Source organism: Qipengyuania mesophila (assembly GCF_019711655.1).
In the GTDB taxonomy this organism is placed as follows: domain Bacteria; phylum Pseudomonadota; class Alphaproteobacteria; order Sphingomonadales; family Sphingomonadaceae; genus Qipengyuania; species Qipengyuania mesophila.
This window is the reverse complement of record NZ_JAIGNU010000002.1, coordinates 224481-237346: the sequence shown is the minus strand read 5'-3', so window position 1 is coordinate 237346 and position 12866 is coordinate 224481. Positions and strand designations below refer to the sequence as shown.

At 67.0% G+C, this 12866-nt stretch carries 17 protein-coding genes; 7 read left to right on the top strand and 10 right to left on the bottom strand.

What is annotated here, in order from left to right; genetic code table 11:
• Positions 1-49: 49 nt before the first annotated feature.
• From K3181_RS10860 to K3181_RS10835, 6 genes are all read right to left on the bottom strand, one after another.
• Positions 50-610 (bottom strand): hypothetical protein, encoded by a 561-nt coding sequence (locus tag K3181_RS10860; RefSeq protein ID WP_221603127.1) that lies wholly within the window; start codon positions 608-610, stop codon positions 50-52.
• Between the two features lie 231 nt (positions 611-841).
• A complete protein-coding gene (locus K3181_RS10855; RefSeq protein ID WP_221603126.1) occupies positions 842-2020 on the bottom strand; it encodes a CCA tRNA nucleotidyltransferase in 1179 nt (392 codons plus the stop codon).
• Positions 2017-2619, bottom strand: a complete 603-nt coding sequence (locus K3181_RS10850; RefSeq protein ID WP_221603125.1) for a CoA pyrophosphatase — start codon at positions 2617-2619, stop codon at positions 2017-2019. Before K3181_RS10850 ends, K3181_RS10855 begins: the two co-directional genes overlap by 4 nt.
• Entirely contained in the window at positions 2616-3164 is a 549-nt protein-coding gene (locus K3181_RS10845; RefSeq protein ID WP_221603124.1) for a DUF1285 domain-containing protein, read from the bottom strand. Before K3181_RS10845 ends, K3181_RS10850 begins: the two co-directional genes overlap by 4 nt.
• 145 nt (positions 3165-3309) lie before the next feature.
• A complete protein-coding gene (locus tag K3181_RS10840; protein ID WP_221603123.1) occupies positions 3310-3864 on the bottom strand; it encodes a GNAT family N-acetyltransferase in 555 nt (184 codons plus the stop codon).
• A gap of 49 nt (positions 3865-3913) precedes the next feature.
• A complete protein-coding gene (locus tag K3181_RS10835; protein WP_221603122.1) occupies positions 3914-5092 on the bottom strand; it encodes a PQQ-dependent sugar dehydrogenase in 1179 nt (392 codons plus the stop codon).
• On the opposite strand from K3181_RS10835, the gene K3181_RS10830 reads away from it, so the two are divergent.
• Positions 5091-5732, top strand: coding sequence for a ribonuclease HII (locus K3181_RS10830; RefSeq protein WP_221603121.1), 642 nt, complete (start codon positions 5091-5093; stop codon positions 5730-5732). The two genes, K3181_RS10835 and K3181_RS10830, sit on opposite strands and share 2 nt — an antisense overlap.
• Here K3181_RS10830 and K3181_RS10825 read toward each other — a convergent pair.
• The 3 genes from K3181_RS10825 to K3181_RS10815 form a co-directional block, all read right to left on the bottom strand.
• Positions 5729-5938, bottom strand: coding sequence for a hypothetical protein (locus tag K3181_RS10825; RefSeq protein WP_221603120.1), 210 nt, complete (start codon positions 5936-5938; stop codon positions 5729-5731). The genes K3181_RS10830 and K3181_RS10825 overlap by 4 nt on opposite strands.
• A gap of 71 nt (positions 5939-6009) precedes the next feature.
• Entirely contained in the window at positions 6010-6222 is a 213-nt protein-coding gene (locus tag K3181_RS10820; protein WP_221603119.1) for a cold-shock protein, read from the bottom strand.
• Between the two features lie 205 nt (positions 6223-6427).
• Complete coding sequence (locus tag K3181_RS10815; RefSeq protein ID WP_221603118.1) at positions 6428-6637, bottom strand: hypothetical protein; 210 nt, start codon at positions 6635-6637, stop codon at positions 6428-6430.
• A 372-nt stretch (positions 6638-7009) separates the two neighbouring features.
• Between K3181_RS10815 and K3181_RS10810 the strand changes: the two genes are divergently transcribed.
• The 6 genes from K3181_RS10810 (at position 7010) to folP (ending at position 12086) form a co-directional block, all read left to right on the top strand.
• A complete protein-coding gene (locus tag K3181_RS10810; RefSeq protein ID WP_221603496.1) occupies positions 7010-8149 on the top strand; it encodes a site-specific DNA-methyltransferase in 1140 nt (379 codons plus the stop codon).
• Between the two features lie 59 nt (positions 8150-8208).
• Complete coding sequence (locus K3181_RS10805) at positions 8209-8502, top strand: hypothetical protein (protein WP_221603117.1); 294 nt, start codon at positions 8209-8211, stop codon at positions 8500-8502.
• Positions 8503-8892: 390 nt separating this feature from the next.
• Entirely contained in the window at positions 8893-9147 is a 255-nt protein-coding gene (locus tag K3181_RS10800) for a type II toxin-antitoxin system ParD family antitoxin (protein WP_221603116.1), read from the top strand.
• On the top strand, positions 9137-9430 hold the full coding sequence (locus K3181_RS10795) for a type II toxin-antitoxin system RelE/ParE family toxin (protein WP_221603115.1): 294 nt from the start codon (positions 9137-9139) through the stop codon (positions 9428-9430). The genes K3181_RS10800 and K3181_RS10795 overlap by 11 nt, the downstream gene beginning before the upstream one ends.
• A gap of 51 nt (positions 9431-9481) precedes the next feature.
• The gene (locus K3181_RS10790; RefSeq protein ID WP_247715073.1) at positions 9482-10804 is read left to right on the top strand and encodes a chloride channel protein; all 1323 of its coding nucleotides are present in this window, start codon (positions 9482-9484) and stop codon (positions 10802-10804) included.
• A gap of 169 nt (positions 10805-10973) precedes the next feature.
• Positions 10974-12086, top strand: coding sequence for a dihydropteroate synthase (gene folP / locus K3181_RS10785; RefSeq protein ID WP_221603114.1), 1113 nt, complete (start codon positions 10974-10976; stop codon positions 12084-12086).
• Here folP and K3181_RS10780 read toward each other — a convergent pair.
• A complete protein-coding gene (locus K3181_RS10780) occupies positions 12083-12862 on the bottom strand; it encodes an SDR family oxidoreductase (RefSeq protein WP_221603113.1) in 780 nt (259 codons plus the stop codon). The genes folP and K3181_RS10780 overlap by 4 nt on opposite strands.
• Positions 12863-12866: the final 4 nt, after the last annotated feature.

Genomic DNA, 12866 nt, shown 5'->3' with positions numbered 1-12866 from the left:
CGATCGCTCGTCCCCGGCCTTCGTGCGACCCGTCCAAGGGTAAGGCGTATTACTCGCCGGTGCCGCCCGCCGGTGCGCCGGCCTGGGCGGCCATGGCAGCGTCGATCTGGGCGTTGGTCAGCAGCGCCATCAGCATGCCGTCGGCGTCCGCCGCGAAGTGTTCGCGCAGCAGGGTGATCTTGTTGGCTTCGTCGCCACCGCGAGCGATGATGACGTTGTTGCCGTTGATTTCGAGCACGGTGCCGAGCGGCGCATGCTGGGCGGTCATGGCTTCGGCGCCGACGACCAGCGCGGCGTCGCGCGCGGCGATGGCCTGCTGCTTGGCAGCCTGGAGCATGCCGACGATCTGCGCCTTGGTGGCGTTGAGCGTCGCACCCTTTTCACCGGTACCGAAGGCATTGGCCGGAACCGGCGCCTTCATGCCGTCGACGACGAGAATGGCGGTTTCGCCTTCGATGCGTTCGAGCGTGCCGATTTCCGCACCGTCATTGCCGTAAACGGTCGCGCCGGCAGTCACGGAAGCCGAGGCTTCCTGTGCGGCGGCCATGGTCGGCATGGCGGCGGCGGTGGTGAGAGCGATGGCGGCAAGCGCCAGCTTCGCGGTTTTCATGTGGCAACTCCAAGACTTGATTATTCGAAACACGCGGCTCTCCCACACGCGAAACGCGCGATCGAACCGACTGGACTGGAAAGAGCGGGCGAGAGTGGAAATCAGCGCCACCCGCAAGTCCCCCTGAGAGAACGGGGTGCTCTATCTCACGGGTTGCGGTTTTTTGCAACCGCGAGCCCCTTATGCTGCATTGCACCTTAAGCCAGGCTGAAGATGCTCCGTGACACCCGTTCAGCGGGCTGCGAGCTCTTCATCGAGCATTTGCTCGACGCGCTCGCGCGGGGGGAATTGCTCGGCCACCCAGCGTTTCTCGATGCGCTGCAGCATGCGCGCGACCTCGGGCCCCTTGCCGACCCCGCGAGCGACGATCTCGCCGCCCTTCAAGGGAAAGACGGGCGCTTCCCACTCGCGGATCGGTGCCGGATCGGCATGGGTGAGCAGCAGCCGGTCGATCGCGCAGTCGCGGCCGACCTCATAGGCGAGCGCCTGCGGATGTTCGCCATCGCGCATGTCGCGCCTGGCGACGCACACCAGCCGGTCGCGCTGGCTGCGCGACAGCCGCAGCCGGGCCGAAACCGCCTCCGCCACCGGCGGGATCGCGGGGAGCAACGCAGCCATGCGGCGCATCGCATCGGGATCGATCTTTGCTGCCTTTTCCGCCTCGATCAGCGTGGCGAGCTGTTCGACCTCGCGCGCGCCGCTCTCGGGCAGCACCTCCTTCAGCACGCCGAGTTCGCGCATCCTGGCGAGCGTTGCGGCCGGATCGGGCAGGACAAGCAGGTTCTGCATTTCCCACCCCACGCGTTCGCGACTGAGACCCTTCAGCGTCGGGGCGAGCGAGCTGCAGGCGTCGCTCGCCTCGTCGTCCCAGCTGTCGCCGAAGCGGGTGGCGAAGCGGAAGTAGCGCAGGATCCGCAGGTGGTCCTCCCTGATCCTGGTCGCGGCATCGCCGATGAAGCGCACGCGCCGTTTGGCGAGGTCGTCGAGACCGCCGAAATAATCGGAAATCTCCAGCGTTTCCGGATGCGCATAGAGCGCGTTGATGGTGAAATCGCGCCGTGCGGCATCGTCCTTCCATTCTTCCGAAAAGGCGATGGTCGCGCGCCGCCCGTCGGTCGCGACGTCGCGCCGCAGCGTGGTGATCTCGACATTGCCGTCCTCGAGGATCGCGGTGACGGTGCCGTGATCGATACCGGTAGGTATGGTACGGATGCCGGCGTCCTTGCAGCGGTCGATCACCGCGGCGGGCAGGTGCCGCGTCGCCGCGTCGATATCGTTCACCGGGTAGCCGAGCAGCGTGTCGCGGACGCAGCCGCCGACCCAGCGGATGTCCTCGACCCCAAGGGCCGCGACCAGCCTCGCCAGGCTCTTGCGCCGGGTCCACTCGGTCTCGGGCAGGCGTTCGCTCATCCGCGCGGCTCCAGCCAGGCGATACGGCGCGACAGGTTCCAGCAGATCGCCGCGGTCACGCCCCAGATCCTGTACCCCTCGTGATCCATCTCGAGATATTCGCGCATGGCCCCTTTCCAGAAGACTTCGTTGCGGCCCCATTGCGATGCATCCATCAGCTTGTCGAGCGGGCAGGTGAACCAGCTTTCGACCTCGCGCGGATCGGGGCGGATCGGCAGGTCGGGCGGCACGGTGGCGAGGACCGGGGTGATGTCGAAGCCGGTGCCCGTCTGGTAACGGTCGGTCGTGCCGATCACGCGCACCTGTTCGGGCGCGATGTGCAGTTCCTCCCACGCCTCGCGCAGCGCCGCCTGCACCGCGTCCTCGCCATGGTCGAGCTTGCCGCCGGGGAAGGCGACCTGGCCGGGATGGTCGCGCATCGTGCGCGGGCGCTGGGTCAGGATCACGGTCGGATCGGGCTGTTCGGTGACCGCGATCAGCACGGCGGCATCGGCGGTGCGTTCGGCGTCCGCAAAGCGGCGATCTGACATGAGATCGGCGACATCGCGTGCGTGGCCGTGCTCGAAGAGCTGCGTCAGCCGGTCGAAGACGGCACTCATGCGGGCAGCAGCGAGAAGGTCTCGCCGCCGCTGGTTACGGTCCAGTCGTCGCCCCGCGCGAGGGCGATGCGGGCGAGCTGTTCGTAGGTCGAACGGTTGAGCCGCGCCTCGCACCCCCGGCGGACATGGAGGTAGATGGCGGGCTGGTCGGGATCGCCCGCGGCGCGAATGCGATTGTCGGGTCCGGCGACCACCAGTTCGTCGGTATTGAGGCGAAAGGCGAGGTCGCCTTCGGTCTCGCTGACATCGGTGGCGATGAAGCAGGCGTCTTCGACCTCGATGCTGAGCTTCTGGTAGGGAACGACCAGCCAGTAGCTGCCGTCCTCCTCGTGGTTCAGCAGCCCGGCGAAGGCGCGCACCATGCCGGGGCGCTTGATCGGCGAGCCTTCATGGTACCAGGTCCCGTCCGCCGCGATGCGCATGTGGCTCTCGTCGACATTGTCGGGCGACCACTGCTCCACCGGGGGTAGCTTGCGCGCGGCGACCGCCTCTGCGATCTGGGCGAGCGACATGCCGGCGAGTTCGGGGGGCGGAGTGTAGGGCACGGCGAGCGCGATGGCATATGGGAGAGGCGGACTCAATCCTCCCCGGACCGGGGAGGGGGACCGGCGCAGCTGGTGGAGGGGCATTGTCGATAGTTCAAGAGCTCGGAGGTCCGGATCGGGGCACGTGCCCCTCCACCCCGAGCCGCTACGCGTCTCGCGGTCCCCCTCCCCCGGTGGGGGAGGTTGCCCACGGCCCCAGCATGCCCTCGGCAGACAGGATCGCCGGATTGCCGGACCTTGCCAGCAGGCGGTGCTGCTCGAAGGGGCCGGGGCAGTGCCAGCCGCCGGTGTGGGCGGCGGTGAAGTCCCAGCGGTCGTAATAGTCGGGGTCGCCGATCATCACCTGCGGCAGCGGTGCGGCACCACCGTCGAAGCCGGCATCGATCGCGCCGAGGCTGGCGGCCATCAATGCCTTGCCGAAGCCTTCGCCCTGCCGCCCGGGCATCACCGCGACCGGGCCGACCATGATCATCGGATGCGCACGGCCCTTCGGATCGGTCAGCGCCACCGGCCAGCACTGGATCGTGCCCGCGAGATAGTCTTCGTCGTCGAGTGCGGCGAAGCTCAGCGCCTCGAGCCAGTCCATGCCTTCGCGGATGCGATAGGCGGTGCGTGCGTGACGGCCTTCACCGAAAGCGGTGTCGAGCAGGTCTTCGACCAAGTGCGGGTCGATCGCGGCAAGGGGGACGAGCGTGGCCATGGGCGCGCGCCGATTAGGGGCGCGACCGGTTCAAGTCGATCAAAATTATCTAGCCCGGGGTGAGCCTCAGCAAGCGCCCGCCTTCGCCATCCTCGATCACCCACAGCGCCCCGTCGGGGCCTTCGGTGACGCCGCGAATGCGCGCGCCCATCGGATAGCGCGCGACTTCCCGCGCGCGTTCGCCGTCGATCTCGACCCGGATGATCGCGTTGGACGACAGGCCTGCGATCAGCGCGTCACCCTGCATCCCCGGGAACAGCGCGCCGCGATAGAAGATCATCGATCCCGGCGCGATGACCGGCGTCCAGGTGATCGCGGGACGCGCATAGGCATCGCTGGTGTCGTGGTTGGGGATCGGGGTGCCGTCGTAATGCATCCCGTCCGAGACGCGCGGCCAGCCGTAGTTTTCGCCCTGCCGCACGAGGTTGAGCTCGTCGCCGCCGCGCGGGCCGTGTTCCATGTCCCACAGCCGCCCCTGTGCATCGAAGGCGAGGCCGAGGATGTTGCGGTGGCCCCAGCTCCAGATGTCGACTGAAGCACCGTCCTGCCCGGCCAGCGGATTGTCGCTCGCGGGCGTGCCGTCGAGATCGAGGCGGACGATGCTGCCGAGATTGTTGGTCGTGTCCTGCGCCGGCTCCATCTTCTGCCGCTCGCCGCTGGCGACGAAGATGTGCTGGCCGTCGGGGCTGAAGGCGATGCGATGCGAATAATGCCCGCGCCCCGTCACCTTGTCCTGCCGCCAGATGACCTCGAGCCCTTCGATTGCGCAGGTCTGGTGATCCTCGCACGACAGCGTGCCGCGCCCGACCACCGCGCCGCGCGTATTGTTCTCCCCGGCCTCGACCCAGCTCAGATAGATCGCGCGGCCCGACAGCGGAGCGCCGGCTTCGGACGGCAGGAAGGCGACGTCGCCCATGCCGCCCTGGCCGCCGTAATCGACCCGCGGGGCGCCGGTGAAGAACAACGCCTTGCCGCTGGCGGCGTCATAGCCCTTGAGCCCGCCCGCCTTTTCGGTGACCACGACGATCTCGGTGCCCGGGATCACCGCCACCGCCCAGGGTTCGGCGTAGCTGCCGATCTCCTCGATCGCGAAGTCGCCGTCGAAGGGGGCCGGATCGGTCACGGTCGGGGAAGAGACGGGCTGCGTATCCACACTCGCGGCATTGCCGCAGCTTGCGAGGCCGATGGCGAGCGCTAGGGTGGCGGCGAACTGCGGAAAATGGGTCATGTTGAGTGCAACTCCCGAGACAGGTCTGGGTGCCGCGCCGCTGATCATCGGCGTGGACGAGGCGGGGCGCGGGCCCTTGGCCGGACCGGTAGTTGCAGCCGCGGTGGTGCTGTGCAAGCCATGCCCTGCCGGGTTGGACGATTCGAAACGGCTTTCGTCGAAAAGACGCGCCGAGCTCGAGCCGCAGATCCGTGCGCGTTGCGGCTGGGGGCTGGCGGTTGTCGAGCCCGCGGAGATCGACCGGATCAACATCTTCCAGGCGACCATGCTGGCGATGACGCTGGCCGTCGCGCGGCTGGTCGAGGCGCTCGGTTGCGAGCCCTCGCAAGTCCTCATCGACGGCAATATGACCCCGCATGGCCGCCATCCCGACTGGCGCTGGGCGCAGGCGCGCCCGATCGTGGGGGGCGATGGCAAGGAGAAATGCATCGGCGCGGCGAGCATCCTCGCCAAGGAGCACCGCGACCGGCTGATGCGCGCGGCGGCGGAGGCGCACCCGCATTACGGATGGGATCGCAACATGGGCTACGGCACGGCGGAACATATGGCCGCGCTTCGTACGCACGGCCCGACGCCACTCCACCGGCGCAGCTTCGCACCGGTCGCGCAGGTCGACTTGTTCGCTGGAGAAGCGGCCTAGGAAGCGGCGCTCTCGCGCTCGGCAGCCTTCTGCTCTTCGAGCTTGCGCCGCTGGTTGGCGACATCGCGCGCCTGCTTCGCCAGCGTCTGCCAGGTGGCTTCCGATCGCAGCGCGCGCTCACGCACGTTGTCGAGCGTCGCCGCTTCGGCCTCGGCCGCGGATTCTTGCGCGCGGGCTGCATAGAATTCGTAAGTCTGGCTTACCATTTGCGTGCTCCGCCAAGATATTGAGGATACCGCGCGCCGCCATCCGAGGAGGAAGCGGCGCGCGGCGAAAATCAGTCGGCGGCCGAGAGGTTCACCGCGCTGGCCTTGCCATTGCGGCCGGTCTCGACCTCGTAGTTCAGGCGCTGGTCCTTATCGAGCGAGTGCATGCCGGCGGCCTGCACGGCGCTGATGTGGACGAAGCTGTCGTCCGAACCGTCGTCGGGCTGGATGAAGCCATAGCCCTTGTCGGTGTTGAAGAACTTTACGGTTCCGGTCTTGCTCATGATGGTTCCTTTCAAGAACGCATGGGGTTGCCGCGCCGCGACATGCGGCGTGGTCGTGCGTCAAATCGTCCGATGAAAGGAAGTCGTCGTCTGGTTTGCGCCGGGGCCAATGAAGGCAAGCGGCGGTTGGCAAAATCCGAAGTCCGTCGCAAATTTCGACGTCAGCGCAGCGGCATTAGCATGCAGCGGGCACAATACCTAATGATCATTCGCAATGATTGTCGTTTCGCGGACTCGCTGGTGCGTCGAGCGAGGCGGGCGGAACGCCGCCCTCGATCAATTCGGTCCATTCGGCGATCTGGCGGTCGAAGTCGTCTCCGCTTGCGACCCAGGGTCGCGAATCATTTGCGCTGACTCGATCCTGATCGAGCCGCGAAGCTCGAAAGAAGGTGGCGAGACGCTGGCTCAGTTTCATGACAATTCCTTTCGGTTAGCAAAGCAATCGGGCCCACGTGGCGCGGTTGCGGCTAGGAGGCGGAAAGGAGGGAGCGGGTGCCGGTGCTATCGGACACCCAGAGCCATCGATTGCGACAGATAGCGACGGAGCGGATAGCACAGATCGCCACAGGCACCTAATCCTGGCCGCAATCGCGATCCGATAGAGTCCTCCGCGCCACACCGCACGATCTTGAGTCCCCGGATTCGATGCAGACTCAATATCTTGTGGCGGACACCTTCTGTTCTCTCTGCGCTGGTCCAGATATTGGAAAGGCGTCGAAATTTTCGTGCTTGACCCCGCCTCGGTTTCGACTCACCCTGTGGATAACTCAGGACAGGGAAGCATATGATGGGGGTCATCACGACCACGAAGAGTCGCGCGAAAGCGACTGTGAAAACCGCGGAAACGCCCAAGGAACTGCTGCCGCTCGGCCGCATCCTCGACGGCGATTGCGTCGAGGCGATGCGCTCGCTTCCCGATGCCAGCGTGGATCTCGTCTTCGCCGACCCGCCCTACAACCTCCAGCTCGGCGGCGACCTCAACCGGCCCGACGGCAGCCATGTCGATGCGGTGACCGACCACTGGGACCAGTTCGACAGCTTCGCGCTCTACGACACCTTCACCCGCGACTGGCTGACCGAGGCCAAGCGCGTGCTCAAGCCCGACGGCGCGCTGTGGGTGATCGGCAGCTACCACAACATCTACCGCGTCGGCGCGATCCTGCAGGACCTCGGTTTCTGGATCCTCAACGACATCGTCTGGCGCAAGTCGAACCCCATGCCCAATTTCAAGGGCACGCGCTTCACAAATGCACACGAGACGCTGCTGTGGTGCTCGCAGGGCGAGAAGGCGAAATACCAGTTCAACTATCGCGCGATGAAGACGCTGAACGACGAATTGCAGATGCGCAGCGACTGGGTCCTGCCGATCTGCAACGGCGGCGAGAGGCTCAAGGAGGGCGGGCACAAAGTCCACCCGACGCAGAAGCCCGAGGCGCTGCTCTACCGCGTCCTGCTCTCGACCACCGAGCGCGGCGACGTGGTGCTCGATCCCTTCTTCGGCACCGGCACCACCGGTGCGGTGGCCAAGCGCCTGGGTCGCGAATGGATCGGCTGCGAGCGCGAGACCGTCTATCGCGATGCCGCCTACAAGCGGATCGAGAAGGAGCTGCCGCTCGACGAAAGCGCACTCACCACCATGCAGAGCCGCAAGGCCGCGCCCAAGGTCGCCTTCGGCTCGCTGGTCGAGAACGGCTTTATCGCGCCGGGCACGCAGGTTTTCGACAAGAAGCGCCGCTGGGTCGCCACCGTGCGCGCCGACGGCTCGCTCGCCTGTGAGAAGCAGACCGGCAGCATCCACGGCCTCGGCAAGGAGCTGCAAGGTGCGCCCAGCTGCAACGGCTGGACCTTCTGGCACTACGAGAACGGCGGCGAGGTCAAGCCGATCGACGCCGCGCGGCAGCTGTATTTGCTGGCGGTGGAGGATTGAGGGGCGTTTGGGCCCATTGGCACACCACTGGGTCGACGAGGTCTTGCCGCTTGCTTAAGGTGCAAACCGAAGTGCGCAAGTTCGCTATCTGGAGCGTCAGAGTAATACTTGCCGTATTGCTCTTTGCAGCGGGCGTTGGCCCGGACGAAGCCACGTCGAACATCAGCCATTGGCTCTCAGTTATCGGATGGCAGAAAGCAGCGGCTGCCACCGAGAATCTCGTATTTCATCCGGCACTAGTGTGGACCATCGCAATCATATTGCTGATTTCATTCGCTCCGCAAGTGGGCCGTGCCATCGCCGCGAGCGGCTGGTCATCAAGAGCAGTTTCTAGGCCCACCATCGAAGAGTAAGCTGCGAATTTGGCAACAAGAGGGATGTTCATCGTCCGGCGCCTCAATGAGCACAAGAACTCGCTCGTTCTTGCAGAAAGATTAGACCCTATGGCGAACATAGTCAGTGAGGCTTTCTCACTCTTGATCGCCTATCAGAAAGCTGGCTTCAGCATTCCAAATCTATCTCGACAGACGGAGCTGGAATCGAAAGCATGGGCGATTTCTGAATACTTTTCGCGATTGGCTCCGCTACTGCGCGACGGTCACATCGCCTAAGCTAGGGCAGCCGCACCCACGATATCGGCACAAGTATCTGAACCTTAAGAATGTTGGGACACCCGCACTTACGTGCTGTCCGTTGCCTTGTGCACCAATAGTATGATACCTTGCTCCGCAAAGGAGCAACCCATGCCCACCATCCGCAAGACCATCACGCTCAGCGATACGCAGGATGCCTGGATCAAGCGGCAAATCGCGCGAGGGGCGTTCACCAATGACAGCGAATACATTCGCGATCTCGTGCGCCGCGATCAGGAAGCGCAGGCGAAGCTTGCTGGGCTGAAGCAGGCGATTGCCGAGGGGCTGGAAAGCGACCTTTCGGATCGGTCGCTCGATGCGATCTGGGCAGAGGCGGAGGATCGGGCCGGCGCAGTTGGCGCGTAGGCTTCGTCTCAGTGGAAAGGCAGCAGACGATCTTTCCGGGATAGCCGACTTCACCATTGCTGCCTTCGGTGTCGAACAGGCGAGAAAATACCGCGACCAGTTCCAACGCTGCTTCGATTCCTTGGTCGACAATCCCATGCTCGGCCGCAGTGCCGACGAGCTCGCACTGGGCCTGCGCTGCATCCGGCAGCAGGCGCATGTGGTGTTCTATCGGGCGGATGCGGACGCGGTGCTGATCGTTCGCGTGCTGCATCATCGCATGGATTTCGATCGCCACCTCTAACCGTCACTCTCCCCTCGACTCCCCATCGCCATCGCCATAGAGAGCGCCGCGATGGCGCTCCTTCCCCGCAGACCCGAATTCCTCTCCGGCAAGATGCCGCAGGAACTGGTCAGGGCGGACGACTGGCATCGCCGCATCGCCATGCTCGTTTCGGCGGTGCTGATCGGGCTCGCCGCGCTGCTCTTCGCCCGGCTCGGTGACGCGGCGCAGGCGCTCTTCCTCTCGGTCCGGCAGGACTATGTGTACCTGCCGCTGGTGCTCACCCCGCTGACCTTCCTGGTGGTCTCCGTGCTGACCCGGCGCTTCGCCCGCGAGGCGCGCGGATCGGGCATTCCGCAGGTCATGGCGGCGAGCCGCAAGCCGATGGGGCGCACCGCGCGGGCGCTGCTGTCGCTGCGCGCGGCGATCGCCAAGATCGTCCTCACCGTGGTCGCGCTGCTGGGCGGGGCCTCGGTCGGGCGCGAGGGGCCGACGGTGCAGCTCGCGGGCGCGATCATGGTCCAGGTCCACCGGCTCTTCCGCCTGCGCGTGACGCCGGGCGTGGTTATCGCGGGCGGCGCGGCGGGCGTTGCGGCGGCCTTCAACACCCCGCTCGCGGGGATCGCCTTCGCCATCGAGGAACTCGCGGTCGCCTATGAACAGCGGCTCGCGGTGCTGGTGATGGGCGCGGTGATGATCGCCGGCCTGACCGCGCAGGGGCTGGCGGGCGACTATGTCTATTTCGGCCTGCTCGACGGCAGCCTGCCGATTACCAGCGTGCTGGTGGCTGCGCCGCTTGCCGGGCTCATCGGCGGGGTGCTGGGCGGACTGTTCTCGCGCCTGTTCCTGATGCTGCGCGGGCCCGACGGGCGCTGGGCGCCGCTGCTCGACCGCTGGCCGATGGTCACCGCACTGGCCTGCGGCACGCTCGTCGGACTGCTGATCTATCTCACCGACGGCAATGCCGCGGGCACCGGCTACGAGGCGACCACCGCGCTGCTCGAAGGCGAGAAGGGCGATTACTGGTTCGGCCCGGCCAAGTTCGTCGCCGCGCTGGCGACCAGCGCCAGCGGCATTCCCGGCGGCATCTTCGCACCCTCGCTGGCGGCGGGGGCGGGCTTCGGGCAATTGCTCACCCCGCTGTTCCCGGCCGACCAGGCGGGCGTGATCGTGCTGCTCGGCATGGCGGGCTATTTCACCGGCGTGGTGCGCGCGCCGCTGACTGCCGTCATCATCCTCAGCGAGGCGACCGGATCGAGCCATGTGATCCTGCCGCTCTTCGCCACCGCTCTGATCGGCGACTGGGCGGGCAGCATGGTCTGCCGCGACAAGCTCTATCTCGTGCTCTCGCGCGGTTTCCTGCCGCCCGAGAAGGGCGAGGAAAAGCCGGCCTGAGCCGCTGTCCTACACGGGTTTGCGGCGCTACACCTGTGCGCATGACCTCGCGCTCGCCTGCCACCAGCCCGCACCTCCGGACGGCCGGAATTCGGCCCCCGGCTTTTGTCCGCCCGGACCGTGTAACACCCGGTCCATGTCACGGGACTTGCCCCGGGGCGCTCCAACAATGATCCAGCAGGCCTATATCCGCCCGATCGGCTTCGTGCCCGGCCCGCAGAGCGAGCACGGCAATGCCGTCCGCCTCGCCGGCGGGATGGCCTATGCCAGCCGCTTCGCGGTGATCCTGCGCAGGGACGGCGTGGTCGCCGAACGCTGGCTCGCCGCGCCCGACACCATGGCCGGGGTGCTCGGGCAATTGCCCGATGGCTGCGGCGCCGATGCGGAGGCGCAATGGAGCAATCTCACGCTCGCGCATCCGCCGCTCGAACTCGGCGCGCGGACCGTGCGGCTCGACCAGCCACAGGTGATGGGAATTCTCAACGTCACCCCCGACAGCTTCAGCGACGGCGGCGCGCATGACGGGCCCGACGGCGCGCGCGCGCATGCCGCGGCGATGCTCGAGGCGGGGGCGGCGATCATCGACGTGGGCGGCGAGAGCACGCGGCCCGGAGCCAAGCCCTTGTGGGAAGGCGACGAGATCGCGCGCGTCGTGCCCGCGATCGAAGCCTGCGCCGGCATGGGCGCGGCGATCAGCGTCGACACGCGCAAGGCCGCGGTGATGGAGGCCGCGCTCGAGGCGGGCGCGCATCTGGTCAACGACGTCTCGGGCCTCGCGCATGATCCGCGCAGCGCCGAGGTGGTTGCGCGCGCCGGTTGCCCCGTGGTGCTGATGCATGCGCCCGGTGCCGCGGGCGAGGACCTCCACGAAGGCGGGAGCTACGACAACGTCGTGCTCGACGTGTTCGACGCGCTGCGTGCGCGCCGCGATGCCGCGCTCGAGGCCGGGATTGCGGCGGGCAAGATCCTGCTCGATCCGGGCATCGGTTTCGGCAAGAGCCTCGCCGACAATCTCGCGCTGATCAACGCGCTGCCGCTGTTCCACGCGCTCGGCCACCCGCTGCTGCTCGGCGCGAGCCGCAAGCGCATGGTCGGCGCGCTGTCGAACGAGGCGGAGGCGGGCGACCGGCTCGGCGGCAGCCTCGCGCTGGCGCTCGAGGGCATGCGCGCGGGCGTCCAGCTCCACCGCGTCCACGACGTCCCGGAAACCGTCCAGGCGCGCAATGTCTGGCGCGGCCTGCGCGACGCCGCACTGACCGATTTCGGGGATCTTCCGGGCTAGCCCGGGGAGGCGGCGCTGCCCGCGAGCAGCCCGCCGTCGAGCGTGAGCTCGGCGCCGGTCATATAGGCGCTCTCGGGGCTCGCGAGGAAGACGCACAGCGCGGCGACCTCCTTGACCGTGCCGAAGCGCTTCAATGGCGTGTCGGCGACGAGCCTGGCCATCTTGGCCTCGCGGTCGGGGCCGTCGCCCAGCATCGGCTCCCAGATCTCGGTCAGGATCGCGGCGGGATGGATCGAGTTGCAGCGGATCTGCCAGCCCTGCTGCGCGGCATAGAGCGCGACCGACTTGCTGTGGTTGCGCATCGCCGCCTTGCTCGCGGCATAGGCCGCCGCGCCGGGAATGCCGACGAGGCCCGAGCGTGAGGACATGTTGATGATCGAGCCGGTGCCCTTGGCCTTCATCGCGCGCAGGGCATAGCGGCAGCCGAGGAAGCAGCCGTCGGTGTTGACCGCGTGGACCCGGTGCCATTCGGCGAGGCTGGCGTTCTCCGGGTCGTGCGCGGCGGGGCCGTCCTCGAAGCCGGTGATGCCGGCATTGTTGACCAGCACGTCGATGGCGGGAAAGGCCTCGGCGAGCGCGTCCCAACCGGCCTCGCTGGCGACGTCGAGCCGGTGCCATTCGCAGCCGAGCTCCGCGGCGGCCTGCCTGCCCGCCTCCTCGTCGATATCGGTGAGCACGACACGCGCGCCCTCGGCCAGGAAGGCTTGGCATACGGCGCGGCCGATGCCGCGCGCGCCGCCGGTGACGACGCAGAGCAGATTGTCGAGCTTCATCATGACC